Annotated in this window: 13 protein-coding genes; 2 read left to right on the forward strand and 11 right to left on the reverse strand. The window is 68.1% G+C overall.

All coding sequences use genetic code 11. From position 1 onward, the window contains the following. Nucleotides 1-24: 24 nt before the first annotated feature. The 4 genes from NLX83_RS32975 to NLX83_RS32990 all read right to left on the reverse strand — a co-directional run bounded on the left by NLX83_RS32975 (nucleotide 25) and on the right by NLX83_RS32990 (nucleotide 5,307). Nucleotides 25-1,143 carry an HNH endonuclease signature motif containing protein gene (locus NLX83_RS32975; protein WP_254239149.1) on the reverse strand — a complete coding sequence of 373 codons (1,119 nt, stop codon included), beginning with the start codon at nucleotides 1,141-1,143 and terminating at the stop codon, nucleotides 25-27. A 338-nt stretch (nucleotides 1,144-1,481) separates the two neighbouring features. Then, the gene (locus tag NLX83_RS32980; protein WP_254239150.1) at nucleotides 1,482-3,242 is read right to left on the reverse strand and encodes a helix-turn-helix domain-containing protein; all 1,761 of its coding nucleotides are present in this window, start codon (nucleotides 3,240-3,242) and stop codon (nucleotides 1,482-1,484) included. After that, nucleotides 3,239-4,528: an MFS transporter gene (locus NLX83_RS32985; RefSeq protein ID WP_254239151.1), complete on the reverse strand. Its 1,290-nt coding sequence runs from the start codon at nucleotides 4,526-4,528 to the stop codon at nucleotides 3,239-3,241. The genes NLX83_RS32980 and NLX83_RS32985 overlap by 4 nt, the downstream gene beginning before the upstream one ends. Before the next feature lie 32 nt (nucleotides 4,529-4,560). Next, complete coding sequence (locus tag NLX83_RS32990) at nucleotides 4,561-5,307, reverse strand: 3-hydroxybutyrate dehydrogenase (protein ID WP_254239152.1); 747 nt, start codon at nucleotides 5,305-5,307, stop codon at nucleotides 4,561-4,563. A gap of 503 nt (nucleotides 5,308-5,810) precedes the next feature. Between NLX83_RS32990 and NLX83_RS32995 the strand changes: the two genes are divergently transcribed. Further along, complete coding sequence (locus tag NLX83_RS32995; protein ID WP_254239153.1) at nucleotides 5,811-7,316, forward strand: APC family permease; 1,506 nt, start codon at nucleotides 5,811-5,813, stop codon at nucleotides 7,314-7,316. On the opposite strand, the gene NLX83_RS33000 is transcribed toward NLX83_RS32995, so the two are convergent. Both NLX83_RS33000 and NLX83_RS33005 read right to left on the reverse strand, forming a co-directional pair. Next, nucleotides 7,313-7,858, reverse strand: coding sequence for an SGNH/GDSL hydrolase family protein (locus NLX83_RS33000; protein ID WP_254239154.1), 546 nt, complete (start codon nucleotides 7,856-7,858; stop codon nucleotides 7,313-7,315). The two genes, NLX83_RS32995 and NLX83_RS33000, sit on opposite strands and share 4 nt — an antisense overlap. Beyond that, nucleotides 7,851-9,143, reverse strand: a complete 1,293-nt coding sequence (locus tag NLX83_RS33005) for an MGH1-like glycoside hydrolase domain-containing protein (protein WP_254239155.1) — start codon at nucleotides 9,141-9,143, stop codon at nucleotides 7,851-7,853. The genes NLX83_RS33000 and NLX83_RS33005 overlap by 8 nt, the downstream gene beginning before the upstream one ends. Before the next feature lie 153 nt (nucleotides 9,144-9,296). Here NLX83_RS33005 and NLX83_RS33010 point away from each other — a divergent pair, with 153 nt between their 5' ends. Continuing rightward, entirely contained in the window at nucleotides 9,297-10,628 is a 1,332-nt protein-coding gene (locus NLX83_RS33010) for a hypothetical protein (protein ID WP_254239156.1), read from the forward strand. 9 nt (nucleotides 10,629-10,637) lie between these two features. Here the strand turns inward: NLX83_RS33010 and NLX83_RS33015 are convergent, their stop codons facing one another. The 5 genes from NLX83_RS33015 to NLX83_RS33035 form a co-directional block, all read right to left on the reverse strand. Beyond that, a complete protein-coding gene (locus tag NLX83_RS33015; protein WP_254239157.1) occupies nucleotides 10,638-12,326 on the reverse strand; it encodes a DUF4185 domain-containing protein in 1,689 nt (562 codons plus the stop codon). Between the two features lie 64 nt (nucleotides 12,327-12,390). Further along, nucleotides 12,391-13,218, reverse strand: a complete 828-nt coding sequence (locus NLX83_RS33020) for a carbohydrate ABC transporter permease (RefSeq protein WP_254239158.1) — start codon at nucleotides 13,216-13,218, stop codon at nucleotides 12,391-12,393. Then, on the reverse strand, nucleotides 13,205-14,095 hold the full coding sequence (locus NLX83_RS33025) for a carbohydrate ABC transporter permease (RefSeq protein ID WP_254239159.1): 891 nt from the start codon (nucleotides 14,093-14,095) through the stop codon (nucleotides 13,205-13,207). Before NLX83_RS33025 ends, NLX83_RS33020 begins: the two co-directional genes overlap by 14 nt. After that, on the reverse strand, nucleotides 14,095-15,408 hold the full coding sequence (locus NLX83_RS33030; RefSeq protein ID WP_254239160.1) for an ABC transporter substrate-binding protein: 1,314 nt from the start codon (nucleotides 15,406-15,408) through the stop codon (nucleotides 14,095-14,097). Before NLX83_RS33030 ends, NLX83_RS33025 begins: the two co-directional genes overlap by 1 nt. Beyond that, the gene (locus NLX83_RS33035; RefSeq protein ID WP_254239161.1) at nucleotides 15,408-16,475 is read right to left on the reverse strand and encodes a glycoside hydrolase family 172 protein; all 1,068 of its coding nucleotides are present in this window, start codon (nucleotides 16,473-16,475) and stop codon (nucleotides 15,408-15,410) included. The genes NLX83_RS33030 and NLX83_RS33035 overlap by 1 nt, the downstream gene beginning before the upstream one ends. Nucleotides 16,476-16,486: the final 11 nt, after the last annotated feature.

Below are 16,486 nucleotides of genomic sequence, written 5' to 3' on the forward strand. Positions count from 1 at the left end.
GCTGAAACCAGCCGCTCGCGCCTGTTAGAAGGGCGCCGGTTCCGCGATCGGCTCGACTTCCGATTCGTAGGTCTTGCCCTCCGGTGTGGTCCACACGTGGCGTCCGTCGTCGAGGTTCTGGCACTGCCAGCTGGTTTCGTGCTTCATGCGGTGGTGCCTGCGGCATTTCGGCCGAAGGTTGTCGACGGTGGTGTTGCTTCCGTCGAAGGGGCAGCAGTGGTCGAGGTCGCAGCGGTGGACGGGCTGTCGGCATCCGATCATCGTGCAGTGCGGGTAGCGGGCGGCGATCAGTTCCCGCTGCTTGGTGGTGGGCCGGTAGGTGGTGACGTCTTCGGCGATGCCGGTGACCGGGTCGGTGAGGATGCGCTTCCAGATCCCTCCTGCGGCGACATCCCGGGCGATGTTGATCGGCAGGGGTCCGTGACCGGCGAGGATGGCGGGGTCGTCGTCCATGCCGATCAGGGAGCTGATGGCCATGGTGAGGTTGACCGTCACCTGACCCTGCGGGGCACCGGTTTCCTTACCTAGCAAGAGGTCGAGGGCGACGTCGACGCGCTTCTGATCCAGTGTTCGGCCGTCTTTGGGGAGGCCGCGTGCGATGGCGTCGATGTGGTCGAAGGCCAACGCGGTGTCGAGGGCGGGCAGGATCAGGCGCAGTGAGGCCATGCCGTCGTCAAGGTTGGTCTTCTCCACCCTGCGCTGCTTGCGTCCCTCCTCGTGGCGATGTTCGACGGCCTTCGGGTCGAGCCGGTCGATGTAGCGGCGCGCGTACTGACGCGTCGCGGAGTAGGCGTTCTTCTCCGCATGCGCCAACAACGCTTCCTCAGCGGTGGCGGCCTGCACCGCCGAGAGGGGCTGAAGCAGTTCGACGATCATCAACGCTTTGCCCTCGTCGACGCGGCCTTCGGCCAGCGCCTGTAAGACCACGGGGCGCGCGGTCAAATCTGAGGCTTTCGCCAGGAGTCGGGATGCTTTCTCCTTCGAGATCCGCAACAGCGGCATCAGTAGCTCTTCGGCGTACTCACGTTCAGCGGGCCGGAGTTGAGCGACGTACTCCATCAACGCCAGCAGGAATTCGACGACGGCTTTACCGACACCGGTGAACGTCGACTTGACTTTCGCATCAGTGATATCGAGGGGCATGTCTCCATTTTATCGCACAATAATAGTGGATCATGGCTCTAAAGGATGAATTGCCAGGCGCCCGAAAAGCCCGAAACGCAACCCCCACGAAACAGCGAGCCGCGAACGAGAATGGGTCGGCTTTACCTGGGGTGCGCGTGCCATACGCTTGTCGCGAGGGCCGGGGTTTCATCCCGTGCCCCCGTGAGGCCCAAGGGCACGCGCAAGGGGCCCCCAGGTCAAGCCGACCCCGCCGCTGGTACCGGCGCGGGCTGGAAGCCCAGCCGACCACGCTGGAAGCCCAGCCATGAGAGCCACAAGCCAAGCCCAGCCATGAGAGCCACAAGCCAAGCCAAGCCTCACCCCACAAGCCGCTCCAACCGCAACGCCAACTGCAACTCCAACCCCCGCTCAGCAGACTGCCAATCCGCCCCAAGCAACACCCCAATTCGCTCCAACCGCTGCCCCACCGTATTGATATGCACATGCAAGACGTCTTTCGTCCTCGTCAGACTCCCACCCGACGCAAAATAAGCCCGCAACGTCCCAACCAAATCCGTACCGCGTCGTTTGTCGTACTCCAACACCGGACCAAGCACCGAAGAAACAAAACCGCCGACATCAGCCCGATCCCCCAACAACACACCAACAAACCCAAGGTCCGAAACTGAAGCCGACGTCCCCTCCCGCCCGAGCGATTCCAAGGCACGCAGCACACGCGCCGCCTCCGCCCACGCCGTGGCCACTCCGACAGGTCCGCTAGCGGGCCCGCTCACGCCGACAGTCACCGGAACTCCGATGTCACGCGAAGCGGAATTGGGGAGCACCAACACGATCCGCTCATCGAAGGTCCCACTGAGCCCGCCGCGTGTCCTGGCAACACGAGCCGCCGCGGCGCGAACGCGATCCGAGGAAGCGAGCGCGAGCACGAAATGCGAAGCGGTCAGGTCGACGCCGAGTCGGCGTCCACGTGCGATCAAGCCGTCGCGGTGCGGGTCGCGGAGCACATCGGCGATGAGCTCGCCGCGCACCTGGTTCTCCGCCTCGGCTGTGGAACGCCGCAACAGCAGCAGCAACGCGGTGACCACGCTCGCCCGCTCGAACAGTCTGCGGTCATCAACAGACAGCTCGGAGCACGCGACGAGAGCACCCAACAGCTCCGGCCCGGCGAGCACCGCGCACACGGCGCCCCACGGCGTGGTGACGGAACGGCCGCTGACCCGGGAAGCCGCGACCTCCGAAGCTGGGAAAGGTTGTGGTGCCGTGCCCACGCGCGCCAGTTCGCAGCCGTCGGGGTCGTAGACGATGATCCCGCCGCTGAGCAGGGTGGCGAGCGCGGCGGCCACCTCCTGCACGTCGCCGCCGCGCAGCACGAGGTCGGTGAGCCGGTCGTGGGCCTGCTCCGCGCGGCGCATCGCGGTGTTGTGCGTGCGCGTCTCCTCCAGCAGCCGCGCGGTGTCGATGGCGACGGCGGCGTGGTCGGCGAGCGACGACAACAGGGCGACCTCGTCGGGGGAGAACTGCCTCGACGACCGCTGCGCCGCGTAGAGCACGCCGATCACCTGGCGGTTGAGCCGCAGCGGCACTCCGAGGATGGCGACGAGGCCCTCGTCGCGGACGGCGACGTCGATGGCCTCGGTGTGGCGGAACCGGTCGTCACCGGAGTAGCCCGAACTCGCGTAGGGGCGGCAGAGCTGGGCGACGAGACCGCCGAGGCCCTCGCCCATCCCGAGCCGGACGCGTTGGAACAGCTCGGAAACACAGCCGTCGGTGACCCGCATGTAGGTGTCCCCGGCGTTCTCGTCGTTCATGCTCAGGTAGGCGACGTCGGTGCCGAGCAGCATCCGCGCCCGGTGCACGATCGACCGCAGCACCGAGTCCAGGTCCCGCAGCCCGGCGAGGTCACCGGCGCTGTCGAACAGCGCGGCCAGCTCGGCCTCGCGCCGCTGGTGCTGGGTGAGCGTGCGGCGGACCCGCAGCGCCAGCTCGGCGGCCCCCTCGACCTCGGCCAGGTCCGCGCCGCTCAGCCCGCACAGGCGGGGGACCTGCGCGATCTCCTCGCTCGGCGCGCCCTGGACCAGCAGCCGCAACAGCTCCGTCACGGGGTTCATGCGACTCATGCTGCCGCACGGACCGGCTCACCGAGGTCGCTGTTGCGGGTTTCCCGCGCCGCCACCACCGCGACGGCCGTGATCACGGCGGTGAGCGCGACGTACACGGCGATCGGCGCCGGACCGCCGAACTCCTTGAGCAGCGCGGTGGCGATCAGCGGAGCCAACCCGCCCGCCAGGATCGACGCCAGCTGGTAGCCGATGGACGCGCCGGAGTAGCGGACGCGGGTGCCGAACAGCTCCGAGAAGAACGCCGCCTGCGGCCCGTACATCGCCCCGTGCAGCACCAGGCCGACGGTCGTGGCGACGGTGATCCACAGGAAGGACCTGGTGTCCAGCAACGGGAAGAACGCGAATGCCCACCCGCCGACGCCGAGCGCCCCGAACAGGTAGACGGGCCTGCGGCCGAGCCGGTCCGACAGCGCCCCCCACATCGGGATGGTGATGAAGTGGATCACCGAGGCGATCAGCACCGCGTTGAGCCCCACCGACTTCGGCAGGCCGAGCGGGCCGGTGAGGTAGACCAGGATGAACGCGGTGATCACGTAGTAGGACACGTTCTCGGCGAGCCTGGCGCCCATCGCGACGAGGACCTCGCGCCAGTTCTCGCGCAGCACGGTCACGATCGGCGCGCGCTGGTGCTTCGGAGCTTTCCGAGCCGCCTCAAGGAAAATCGGTGACTCGGCGATGGCGAGCCGGATCCACAGTCCAATGAGGACGAGAACCCCGGAGAGCAGGAACGGGATGCGCCAGCCCCATGCGACGAAGTCGGCTTCGCTCTGCACTCCCGCGAGGATCGCCAGCACCGCCGTGGCGAGCAGGTTCCCCGCCGGGGCACCGGCTTGCGGCCACGAGGCCCAGAAGCCGCGCCGCTTCGCGTCCCCGTGCTCGGAGACGATCAGCACCGCGCCGCCCCATTCCCCGCCGAGCGCGAAGCCCTGCACCAGTCGCAGCACGGTCAGCAGCACCGGAGCCGCCACGCCGATGCTCGCGTAGGTGGGCAGCAGGCCCATCGCGAAGGTGGCCCCGCCCATCAGCAACAGGCTCAGCACCAACAGTTTCTTGCGGCCGATGCGGTCGCCGAAGTGCCCGAACACCAGCCCGCCGATCGGCCGGGCGAGGAACCCGATCGCGTAGGTGGCGAAGGCCAGCAGGGTTCCGGTGAGCGGTTCGGAGCTGGGGAAGAACACCTTGTCGAACACCAGGGCGGCGGCCGAGCCGTAGAGGAAGAAGTCGTACCACTCCACGGTCGTCCCGACCAGGCTCGCCCCGACCACGCGCGAGATCGATGCCATGCCACGACTCCCTTGTCCTGGAAGGAAAACAGCTACTGCGCGGTCCAGCCGCCGTCGATCGCGACGGAGGTGCCGGTGACGTGCGCCGCGGAGTCGCCGCACAACCAGCGGACGACGTCGGCGACCTGTTCGGGTTCGATGAGCCGCTTCACGGCCGTCCTGGCCAGCAGCACGCTGTCGAGGACCTCCGCGGCGTCGATGCCGTGTTCCCTGGCCTGCGCGGCGACCTGCTGCTCGACCAGGGGAGTGCGCACGTAGCCGGGGCTGACGCAGTTGCTGGTGATGCCGTGCGGCGCGCCCTCGATCGCGGCGACCTTGCTCAGTCCCTCCAGCCCGTGCTTCGCCGCGACGTAGGCGGCTTTGTAGGCGCTGGCCCGTGATCCGTGCACGCTGGAGATGTTGACCACGCGCCCCCAGCCGCGCTCGCGCATGTGCGGGAAGCAGTGGCGCGTCAACAGGAACGGCGCGGTCACCATCACCTGCTGGATGAGCGTGAACCGTTCGGGCGGGAACTCGTGGATCGGGGCGACGTGCTGGAGCCCGGCGTTGTTGACCAGCACGTCCACGTCGGCGGGCAGCCCTGCGACGGCGTCGGGATCGGCGAGGTCGGCCACGTGCGCGGTGCCCCCGACCTGATCGGCGACGGCCGACGCTCCCGGAGCGTCGCGGTCGACGACGTGGACGTGTGCGCCCGCGTCGGCGAGCGTCAGCGCGCAGGCCCGGCCGATGCCACTGGCACCGCCCGTGATCAATGCGATCTTGCCCGCCAGCGTTCCCATGACCGAGAACGGTAGGAGCCGACCGCCGGGCGGCACATGGCTGTCACGGCCGCAACCCGGCGCCGGGTCATGTGGGGCGGCCACATGTCAGCTGGAACCGCACTCACCAGCTCGGCTAGCTCGTAGAAACTTCCACAATATGAGCGGCAATATTGCCGATCTGGGTGAAACTTCCACCACCGTGGGCCCGCCGTCATTTCGCCGCCGTCCGCGTTGGCCGCAACCGCCGGAAGGGTGAACGGAATGCTTTGCCGGAACGCGGGTTGTTGCAGGGACAACGAAACGCCACGTCGAGGGCGGTGCGGCCCCGGCTACCAGGTGTTCGACCGAGGATTTGCGAAATGCATTCTGTTTCCAACGTGGTGAGCGAATCAGAATCTTGAGGGACGTTCTTCCATTCGATCGGGGGAGTGAGGGGGAACCGGGGCGCTCCGCTATGCTCCGGCCACTCGAGTGATCAACTCGCTCTGGCCGCGCGTACATTTCAAGCCAGGAGTAGTCCGATGTCCCAGAACAAGGCGCACGCTAAGCGGGGCAGGGTCGCCGTGCATTTGGCGGCCAACCGTCTCGGCGTCCCCTCCGTGATCTTCTTCGCCATGTCGGCGGCCGCCCCGCTGACGGCGGTCACCATGGTGATCACCTCGGGCTACTCCGTCACCGGGCTGATAGGCATCCCGGTCGCCTTCGTCGTCGCGGGCGGCCTGCTCGCGCTGTTCTCCGTCGGCTACGTGACCATGGCGCCGTACGTGGTGAACGCGGGGGCCTTCTCCGCCTACGTCAGCCGCGGGCTGGGGCGGCCGATCGGCGTGGCCGCCGCGCTGGTGGCGCTCATCGCGTACACGGGCATCCAGATCGGGGTCTACGGCGCGATCGGCGACTCGGGCGCGCGGCTGTTCCGCGACTGGGGCATGGACGTGCCGTGGTGGGTCATCGCGCTGGTGGGCTGCGCGCTCGTGGCGTTCCTCGGCCTGCAGCACGTCGACTTCAACAGCAAGATCCTCGCGGTGCTGCTGGTCGCCGAGATCCTGGTGATCGTCGTCTACAGCCTGGGCTACCTGTCCCACCCCGCGGGCGGCGTGGTCAGCACGGACACGCTGCACCCGGAGACGCTGTTCTCCCCCGGGGTCGGCGCCGTGCTCGCGGTCGCGATCACCGCCTTCGTCGGTTTCGAGGCGTCGGTGGTGTTCAGCGAGGAGGCCCGGCAGCCCGGCAAGACCGTGCGGGTGGCCACCTTCATGTCGATCGGCATCCTGGTCGGGCTCTTCACGCTGGCCTCGTGGGCGATGAGCGTGGCGACCGGCCCGGATCAGATCGTGCAGGCGTCGCAGACGGAGAGCACCAACCTCATCTACAGCCTGGCCACCAGCAGCCTGGGCACGAGCTGGGCGATGATCGGGCGGGCGCTCTACGTCACCGGCGCGCTGGCCACGCTGATCGCCTTCCACAACCTCGCCGCCCGCTACACCTTCGCGCTCGGCCGGGAACGCGTGCTGCCCGCGATGTTCGGCCGGACCTCGTTGCGCACCAACGCGCCGAAGAACAGCTCGCTGGTGCAGAGCGCGCTCGCGTTCGTGGTGATCGTCGTCTACGCGTGGGCCGACCTCGACCCGGTGATCAACCTGTTCTACTGGTGGTGCACCTCGGGCGCCCTGGGCGTGATGCTGCTGATCGGCACGACGTCGTTCGCGGTCATCGGCTTCTTCGCCAAGCGCCCCTCCTCGGAGTCGGCGTGGCGCCGGATCATCGCGCCGGTGCTGTCGGCGATCGGGCTGACCATCGCGGTGGTCCTGGTGCTGGCCAACTTCGACAAGCTGCTCGGCGTCGCCGAGGACTCCCCGCTGGGATGGGGGATTCCGGCCGCCTACCTGGTGATCACCGTCATCGGGCTGGCGTGGGGCCTGTGGCTGCGCGGAGCCTGGCCGGAGGTCTACGCCACCATCGGCATGGGCTCCAAGGCCGCCATCGGCCGCAGCGAGGCCGAGGACGGCGCGCACGCCGAACTGCGCTAGCGGTTCCCCAGCGACCGCAGCACGGCGTCGGCGATCGCCCGGTGCCCGAGATCGTTGGGGTGCACCGTGTCCGGCGCGATCATCGTCTCTCGGTCCCACTCGGTGACCGGGCAGACGATCACCCCGGCGGCGACCTCGCGGAGCGTGCGGTTGTAGTCGTCGAACGCGGCGTCGGAGCCTCGGTCGAACGGCGCGTGCAGGCTGTAGTCGGCGAGGTAGGGCTGTTCGACGGCGACGATCAGATCCGATCCCAGCACGGTGAAGATGGTCCGCAGCGCGTCGGCGTACTCGTCGAGCCCGCGTGCGTCGTGGCCGTGCAGCCGGGCGTCGTTGGCCCCGGTCATGACGATGTGCACGCGGGCCGGTGGCGGTGGGGAATCCCGGAGCAGCGCGGCGGTCTTCGTGCTGAGCGAGCCGCCGACGCCGTGATTGCGGGCTGTGCAGCCGAGTTCGGCCGCGACCAGGTCCGCGAACCGGTGGTGTTCGGTCGAAGCGCCGTCACCCGCGACGTAGGAGTGCCCGTAGGCGGCGACCTCAGCCATCGAGGCCATCGAGGCCATCGAGCAGGTCGATGGTGAGCGCCGCGGTCCAGCTGAAGTTCGTCGCGCCGTGCCCCTCGCCGGTGAGCGGGCTGAAGTGCTCCCGCCACCCGCCTCGTCGCACCATGTCGAGCGTGGCCGCGGCGAGCTCGGCGGCGAGCGCGTGCCTGCCGTGGGCGCGCAGGCCGGTCCAGATGAGCCAGTTGGTGTTCACCCAGGCGGGACCGCGCCAGTAGCGGGAGGCGTCGAAGCCGGGGGAGTCCATCGCCTGGCTGGCGATCGGAAAACCGTCGCTCGGCCAGAATCGCTTGTGGCACAGCGACTGCACGAGTCCGTCCACGATGTCGTCCGGCAGTTCCGGGTCCAGCAGCGGCATGAAGCCCGCGACGGTGTCAGCGGCCACGGGGGTTGCGGTGCGGGCGTCACGTGCGCGGAAGAGGTTGGCCGCCGGGTCCCACATGTGTGCCAGCATGGCCTCGCGGACCCGTGCCGCGGTGGCCCGGTGCGGCGCGGGGTCCTCATCCAGAAGAGTTGCGATCTCGGCAAGTGACTGGGCCGCCCACACCGTGATGGCGTTGGTCAGCGGGTCCTCGACCAGGAACGGGTGCTCGGCCAGGCCATCGCCGCCGTAGCCCGCCGCGCGGCGCAGGGCGACCAGGTGCACGTAGCGGTCGTACTCGTCGGCGGTGGGGCGGTCCGCGGCGGGTGCGTGCTTGAGGTCGTGCCGGGTGTAGCCCTCCAGATCGGCGGGAACGGTCACGGCCGCCAGCGCCGCGTCCCAGGCCGGGCTGTTGTCCAGCGACTCCCACGGGTGCACGATGCTGACCAGCCCGTGTCCGCCGACGTTGCGGTGCTCGGTCAGAAACCGCTGGTAGGCAACGAGTTTCGGGTAGATCTCGCGCAGCCAGTCCAGGTCCGCGGTGTGCCGGTGCACGGCGAGCGCGGCCGGGGCGGCGACCGGGGGCTGGGTGATCCCGGAGGTCTCCGCGGCCGGAGCGCCCGGAGCTCCGCGCGAGTTCCAGAACCCGGCGTTCGGGTGGTAGTCGCCGTGGGCGGTCGCGGCGTCGAAGATGATGTGCGGCACCATGCCGTTGGCCCACTGGGCGGCGAGCAGCGTGCTGATCTCCTGGCGGGCCCGGCCGACGTCGACGTGGCGCAGCCCGAACGCGATGAGCGCGGAGTCCCAGTTCCACTGGTGCGGGTAGAGCCGCCGCGAGGGCACCGTGCTGGCGCCGAGCCAGTTGTCGGCGAGGACCGCGGCCGCCTCGGCCCGGAGCCTGTTCTGCATCGGTTCATCTTCGCAGAGCGGCGGTCGACCGGAGCGGGAGCAGTTGAACGTCCACAAAGGACCCTTGTTCGTGCGTGCTCCCCAGCGCGGACGAACACGGCCTCCCCGGGAGTAGCTTTTTTCGTCGCGCTGAGCGAGGAAAGGGTTTCCACCATGAGGATCTGGGTACTGATGGCGGTCGGTCTGACCGTGCTGGCCATCGCTGTTCCCGCCACACCGGAACCATCGCAGGGCACCCCATTGCTCCAAGCGGAGCAACGGATCGAGTACGGCTCGACGGGCAACGGCAATCCGCAGACCGCCGACTGCACGGCGCACGTCAGCCCCGGCGGCTCGATCAACGACGCCATCGGCCGGGCCTCCTCCGGCGCGGTCGTCTGCGTCCGCGCGGGCGACTACCGGGCCCAGACCGTGAACCTGAACAAGGCCGGGGTCACCGTGCGCTCCAACGGTGTGGCCCCGATCAGGAACGCGACCGTGAGCGGCCGGGGCGCCACGTTGGAGGGCTTCACAGTTGTCGGCGACGGTTCCGGGCCCAACGCGGGGATCTCGTTGTCCGGCACCGACATCAAGGTCGTCAACAACCTCGTCAACGGCGGCAACCTGATGTACGGCATCCAGTGCGCGCGCAACGCCTGTGACAACAACCTGATCGCGCAGAACACCGTCACCGGCATCGAGAGCATCGGCATGTACGTCGACGAGGGCACCGGAACCGTCGTGGAGCGCAACAACATCTACGACCTGCACAACGACCGCGGCGGCAGCTACGACGTCGACGGGGTGCGGTTCTGGGGCAAGCACGTCTTCCGCTACAACTACATCCACGACATCAACGAGTTCGCCAGCGGCAACCGGCGCCCGCACGTGGACTGCTTCCAGACCTACAACGGCTCCCGCTCCTCCGGAACCGTGATCGAGAACAACTACTGCCTGCGGGTGTCGCGGCAGTGCCTGATCGCGCAGAACAACCGCGCGCGCAGCTACGAGATCAGCAACATCGTCTTCCGCAACAACGTGTGCGAGACCTATGACAGCCAGGCGATCAACCTGGGCAGCATGAGCGGTGTGCTGCTGGAGAACAACCTGGTCCTCGGCGGTTTCCGCTACCAGATCGTCAACCTGGAAGTGATGCGGGACAGCGGGCTGGCCAACACCAACACCACGATCCGCAACAACGTCCTGGTCCGCGCCGAGCAGCGCGCCACGACCTACAAGCGCGCCGGGGCGAGCACCAACGAGCGCTTCTCCAACAACCTGGAACTGTTGGACACCAGCATCAACGGCCGTGACGAGGCGTTCCACGGCAGCACCGGGCCGTACCCGTCGCACCGCCCGCAGGACTTCACGGCCTACCGTTCCTACGCGCAGGGCAAGGACATCGTCGACAAGGGCATCGCGGGCAACGACTCGCGGACCGACGTCGACGGCAACCCCCGCGTGGCAGGGGCCGCCATCGACCTCGGTCCGTTCGAGATCCGCTGACTCCCCGCGTCAGCCGTCGAAGTAGACCTCCAGCTCGCTGATCGAGGTGAAGGTCGTGCCACCGCCGGGCCTGCCGATGATCCTGACCCCGTCACCCGAGGTGTTGTCGAAGGTCATGGTGAACCGGCGATTCGGTCCGGCGGTGGCGTTGTACGGATAGCCGGGACTGGTCCGCAGGCCGGTGACGTCGTGCCACCGGTGGCTCCTGCGGACCTGGACCCGCAGGTCCCCGGCGAACCAGCCGCCGTCGGCGAACACCTGGCCCGTGGTGTAGACGACGCGGTCCACGTTGTACGCCCTCGGCCAGACAAAACCCCAGGTGTCGGTGTCCTTCCGGAATCCGTCCCAGCTGTCCTCGCTCAGCCGCGCGTCACCGTCGTTGAGGTAGCGCACGTGCCCGTAGTGCGAGGTCTTGTCGATCGGCACGGTGCCGGCGGTTCGGGCGAGGTTCGTCGGGCCCGCCGCGTTGCCCGGCGTGCTCGGCCGGTAGGGCGTGACGTCCACCGGGCGCAGCGAGAAGTTGTAGTTGTTGGAGCCCGCCCCGACGCCGACGAACCAGTTGGCCTGCACCCACATGCGCTGCCCGTCCGCGCTGATGAACTTCGACGGGATGACCGTGCCGTAACCGCCGTTCTTCGGGGTCGCGGCGCCGTTGCCCCACCACGGGTAGGGGCCGAAGTCCTTGTGCAGGAACAACTTCCACGGTCCCCACGGTTGCGGGGCCTCGAAGAACTCGAAGGTGTGCTCGGTCCACGAGCTGTAGATGTAGCGGCGCAGCGGCGCGTTGTAGACCACGCTGCCCTGGGACAGCACCGAGCAGCCGTCCGCACTGACCGTGCCCGGGTACTCGCGGCGTTCGTCGTGCAGCACCGCGACGCGCCGGTCGATGGTGCTCCACACCGGCTGGCCGTTGCTGAGCCCGGCGTAGAACCGCCACGCGGACCGATCTTGGATCGAGCCGATGGGCACCCGCGCCAGGAAGAGGTCCAGGGGGTCGCGGACGGTGTTGGTGAACGAGTCGCGCCAGTTGCGGTCCAACCCGTAGGCGTAGACGTGGTCCTGGCCGCCGTTGCTCTTGCCGAAGTCCAGGAAGAAGATCGTGGTGAAGACGTAGTTGCTGAACATCGGCGCGGAGGTGGCGCGCCACGTGCGGCCGTAGTCGGTGGAGACGGAGATGCTGGCCGCGGGGGCGTCGTTGAAGGCCAGATCGCCCGGACCAGTGCGGAGATCCTGCACCGCGACATAAAGCTCATCGCGTCCGTCGCGGTTTCCGTCCACCGCGACCATTCCTGTGGGTTTGCGGTTGTAGTCGCCCGGCGTCCAGACGCGGCCGACCTGGGCACCGCCGCTGAGCCGCACGCCGGTGATCCCCGTCTCCGGGGTGCCGTTGATCCGGTTCACCACGATATCGGCGAAGTCGTTGGGGTTGCTGGAAAATCCGCGTCCATCGCCGTTGGCGGAGTACAGGGCTCCGTCGTCGGCCCAGCAGCAGGCCCACAGGTCGCCGTCGCTGGCGGTGTCGATGGTGTCGGAGTAGGGAACCGAGGTCGTGCCGAAGAACGTGCTGTCGGGCTCGACGAGCCCTCGTTCGCGGGCCAGCGCGGGTGCCCCGAACGCCATGGCGGACAACGAGATCGCGCTGCCCGCGAGTAATCGTCTTCGGGTGATGGACTTGTTTTGGGCAGGGTTGAGTGACACGGAGAACGTCCTTTCGCAGGGGGGAATAGGGTGTTCTCAGTGGTGTGTGGTGCGGGTGGTGCGCTTACTTGATTCCGGCGGTCTTGATGGATTCGACGATCTGCCGCTGGAAGAACACGAACAGCAGCATCGTGGGCACGGCCGCCACCGCCGCCGCGGTGATCACGTACTCCCACTTGCCGCTGTACTGCTGCTGGAAGCTCGCGATGCCGAGCTGCACCACGTTGAGCTCCTGGTCGCCGGTGATCACCAGCGGCCAGATGAAGGAGTTCCAGTTGGCCAGGAAGAAGAACACCGCGAGCGCCGACATGATCGGGCGGCTCAGCGGCAGGATGACGCTGAAGTAGATGCGCCAGTAGCCCGCGCCGTCGATCTTCGCTGCCTCTTCCAGTTCGGTCGGCAGCGTGATGTAGAACTGCCGCAACAGGAAGATGCCGAAGGCGTTGAAGATCGCCGGGACGATCAGGCCCGCGTAGCTGTTGAGCATCCCCAGCTCGCGCACGATCACGAACAGCGGCACCAGGACCGCGGGGAAGGTGATCAGCAGCGTGGCGAAGATGAACAGGAAGATCCGGTCACGGCCGGGGAAACGCAGCCGCGCCAACGCGTAGGCCGCCATCGAGTGGAAGAACAGGGCGATGACGGTGACCACGGCCGAGACGAAGAAGCTGTTCAGCAGGTAGCGCAGGAACGGCACCTGGGTGAACACGTAGTCGAAGTTGTCCAGGGTGGGCGACTGGGGGAGCAGGTTCGTCCCACCCACCTCACCGGGGCCTTTGAACGCGCCGGTGACCATCCACAGCAACGGGAAAACGGTGAGCGCGGCGAGCACGGTGGCCAGCAGGAACAGGCCGAGCCGCGCCCTGCGGCGCCGCGTGTCAGGCGTCGTCATAGCTGAACTTCCCCGCCTTGGTGATCCGGAACAGCAGCAGCGACCACACGAGCAGCACCAGGACGAGCACGGAGGACAACGCGGACGCGTACCCGAACTCGCCGAACTGGAAAGCCTGTTGGTAGACGTAGAACACCAGCAGCGAGGTGCTGTTCGCCGGACCGCCGTTGGTGAGCACGAAGACCAGGTCGAACCCGCCGGTCACCGCCGCGATGGTCGAGGTGAGCAGCACGAAGAAGCTGGTCGGTTTGAGCAGCGGCCAGGTGACCGCGCGGAAGGACCGCACCGGGCCCGCGCCGTCGAGCCGGGCCGCCTCGTAGTACTCGCGCGGGATGTCCTGGAGCCCGGCCAGGAAGATCACCATGTAGTACCCGGCGGAGACCCACACCGTGATCGCGACGACCGTGCCCAGCGCATAGGCGGGGTCGCCGAGGAACGACGGCGCGGGCACGCCGAGTCCGGACAGCGCGCTCGGCACGATGCCGATGTCGTCGCCGAGCATGTACCGCCACAGCAGGCCGACCACGACCACGGACACCATGTACGGCAGGAAGAACGCGGTGCGGAACACGCCGACCGCCGGGATCTTCTGCCGCACCAGCAGGGCCAGGCCGAGGCTGGTGCCGAACAACAACGGCACCAGGAACACCACGTAGGCCAGGGTCACGCGGAGGCTGACCCAGAACTGCGGGTCGTCGATCATGCGGGCGTAGTTGTCCAGGCCGACGAACTCGATCCCGCCGAAGCCGTCCACCTGGAAGAAGGCCAGCACGAGCGACAGCAGCATCGGCAGGACCAGGAAAACCAGCAGTCCCACCATGTCCGGGGCGAGGAACAGCGCCGCGGCGATCCGCTCCCGGCGAGTCTGGGCATTCATCAGAACTCCGCCCCTCGATAGGTCTTGAGGTACGCGGTGATCGCGCGGTCGGCGGCGGAGGCGGCGGCCTTCGGATCGGCACCACCGAGCATCGTCGCCTGGATCGCGTCGGACACCGCCTTGTACGCCACGGGAGGCAGCCGGGGTTCACCCCGCGCCCCGGGCAGCACGTCCCGGAGGAACGTCCGCATCACACCGGACTCGAAGCCGCCCTGGGCGACGGCCTTGTCCAGCGCGGAGCGGCGCGGCGGGATGTCGGTTTTGACCTTGATGCACCAGTCCACGATGCGCTGCACGGCTTCGGGGCGCTGCGATCCCAGTGCGAACGCGCAGAACTCCGCCGCCGCTTCGGGATCGCGGCCCCTGGCGTTGGCCACGAACGCCCAGCCGCCGAGCGAGGTGGTGTACGAGCCGCCCTCGGGCACCGGCGTTGGAAAGACGCCGTAGCGCACGTCCGGGACGTCCTGTAGTTCCTTCACGGTCCAGATTCCCCTGTGCCACAAGGAAACCAGGCCCTGGGAGAAGGCCACGGTCGGATCGTCCTCGCCGGGCAGCGTGCGTGGCGACACCCCGCTGCGCACGGCCTCCTGCCAGAACGACAACGCACGCACGGTGGCGGGGGAGTCGAACGCGCTCGTGCCGTCGGGGTTGGTCACCGTGCCGCCCGCCGACCACAGGAACGGGTACCACGCGAAGTTCTGGTAGTAGCCGGGGACCGTGTGGAAGACCATGCCGCGCTGCCCGGCCGCCTTGAGCCTGCGCGCGACGCCCAGCAGCTGGTCCCAGGTCCTGGGAATGTCCCCTTCGGACAGTCCGGCGGCCTCGAAGGCGTTGGTGGAGTAGAACATCGCCATCGGCTCGATCTCCATCGGCAGCCCGAAGACCCGCCCGCCGACCGTGCGCGTCTCCAGAGTGCCCGGCATGAAGTCGTCGATCACCTGGCGGCTCAGGTGCGGGGTGAGGTCCTGGAGAGCGCCACCGTTGTAGTAGCGCAGGAAATCACCTGGGCTGAGCAGGAAGATGTCCGGGCCCGCACCGGTGGCGAAGGCCGTGGGCAGCTTCGCGCCGCCGAGGTAGTCCCGGACCGGGACGTAGACCAGCTCGATCTTCCTGCGGTGCTCGCTGTTCCACGCCTCGACCAGCTCGATGAACCACCGGCTCTGCTGCTGCTGGTACTCGGTCTGCTGCGGGGCGGGCGCGTAGAACTGCCAGAACGTCATCGGCGCGTCGGGCCCCCGGGCCGGGCCGCCGCACGCCGACAGCGCGGCGAGGGCGCCCAGCCCGAGGACGTGCCGCCGGGACAATCCGGACATCAGAGCTGTCTCGGCAGGCGTTCGGCGACGGGCAGGATGCCGAAAGGCTTGTGCGGCAACGTCTGGTACCAGTAGGCGACCGAGGACACGTCGTCGATGCGCTTGTTGGCGTGGCCGTGCTCGATCGTCACCTTGATCGACTCGGTGAAGGTCACCGGGTCCTCGACGTGGAAGCGGTACATCGACACCTGCCCGCTCCAGTTCGGCCCGCCGGGCATGGTGATCCCGTGGTAGGGCGCGGAATACGTCTGCGTCGGGCACCACGCGGTGTTGAAGTAGTCCTCGGTTCCCGTGCCGTGCAAGGACGGCGGGAACTGCTCACCGTCGATGAAGATCATGTCGTCACCCTCGCCGTACCAGTTCCACTGCTCGGTCTGGCGGAGGTTGTGCACGTTGAGCACGCAGCCGACGTAGTGGCCGCGCCCGGTCGCTTCGAGGATCACGTAGTTGCCCGCGCCGTCGGTGTTGGTGCCGCCGAAGAGGTACTCCTCGTTCGACTCCTCGCCCTGCTCGACGCCGTCGGTCGGGTTGGCGCGGTGCCACTGCGCGTGGAAGTAGCCGAGGTCGTCCTCGATCGCGTCGAAGGTCTCGTAGTCGATGTAGTAGTAGAAGAACACCGGCGCGCTCGCCATCTCGCTGATCAGCTCGACCCTGGCGCGGCGCCGGAACGGCATGTGGAACCAGCAGTTGAAGCCCTTGCCGTCCTCCGGGCTCATCTGCAACGGCGCGGAGACGAAGTTGCCGGTCTTCGCGTGGCCCATGCCGAAGAAGTCGCCGAGCGGGACCAGCACGCTGGGATCGGCGCTGTCCTCCCAGGTGATCTTCAGCAGCAGCCTGCGCAGGAAGTCCGGCTCCTGCTCGGCCTCGGGCGGCAGCGCGACGGTGCACCAGATGTGGGTGATCGAGCCGCAGCCCTCGATGTCGGCCAGCACGGCGGTCTGACCGGGCTGGACGGTCAGCCGGTCGTCGTTGCCGCCGCTGCGGTCCCAGCTGGACACCCTGCGCCTGCGGGAGGACCGCAGGCGCGGAAGATCGCGCAGACTGCTCCCGTGGTTGCCGTACGACATGAGACGCCTCC

It is taken from the genome of Allokutzneria sp. A3M-2-11 16, assembly GCF_024213555.1.
Classification (GTDB): Bacteria; Actinomycetota; Actinomycetes; order Mycobacteriales; family Pseudonocardiaceae; genus Allokutzneria.

Bases quoted from the DNA above. Each gene is read 5' to 3' on its own strand.
- NLX83_RS33010 (WP_254239156.1), top strand. From the start codon at position 9,297: ATGAGGATCTGGGTACTGATGGCGGTCGGTCTGACCGTGCTGGCCATC.
- NLX83_RS33020 (WP_254239158.1), bottom strand. From the start codon at position 13,218: ATGACGACGCCTGACACGCGGCGCCGCAGGGCGCGGCTCGGCCTGTTC.
- NLX83_RS33025 (WP_254239159.1), bottom strand. From the start codon at position 14,095: ATGAATGCCCAGACTCGCCGGGAGCGGATCGCCGCGGCGCTGTTCCTC.
- NLX83_RS32985 (WP_254239151.1), bottom strand. From the start codon at position 4,528: ATGGCATCGATCTCGCGCGTGGTCGGGGCGAGCCTGGTCGGGACGACC.
- NLX83_RS32995 (WP_254239153.1), top strand. From the start codon at position 5,811: ATGTCCCAGAACAAGGCGCACGCTAAGCGGGGCAGGGTCGCCGTGCAT.
- NLX83_RS33000 (WP_254239154.1), bottom strand. From the start codon at position 7,858: ATGGCTGAGGTCGCCGCCTACGGGCACTCCTACGTCGCGGGTGACGGC.
- NLX83_RS33030 (WP_254239160.1), bottom strand. From the start codon at position 15,408: ATGTCCGGATTGTCCCGGCGGCACGTCCTCGGGCTGGGCGCCCTCGCC.
- NLX83_RS33005 (WP_254239155.1), bottom strand. From the start codon at position 9,143: ATGCAGAACAGGCTCCGGGCCGAGGCGGCCGCGGTCCTCGCCGACAAC.
- NLX83_RS32975 (WP_254239149.1), bottom strand. From the start codon at position 1,143: ATGCCCCTCGATATCACTGATGCGAAAGTCAAGTCGACGTTCACCGGT.
- NLX83_RS32990 (WP_254239152.1), bottom strand. From the start codon at position 5,307: ATGGGAACGCTGGCGGGCAAGATCGCATTGATCACGGGCGGTGCCAGT.
- NLX83_RS33035 (WP_254239161.1), bottom strand. From the start codon at position 16,475: ATGTCGTACGGCAACCACGGGAGCAGTCTGCGCGATCTTCCGCGCCTG.
- NLX83_RS32980 (WP_254239150.1), bottom strand. From the start codon at position 3,242: ATGAGTCGCATGAACCCCGTGACGGAGCTGTTGCGGCTGCTGGTCCAG.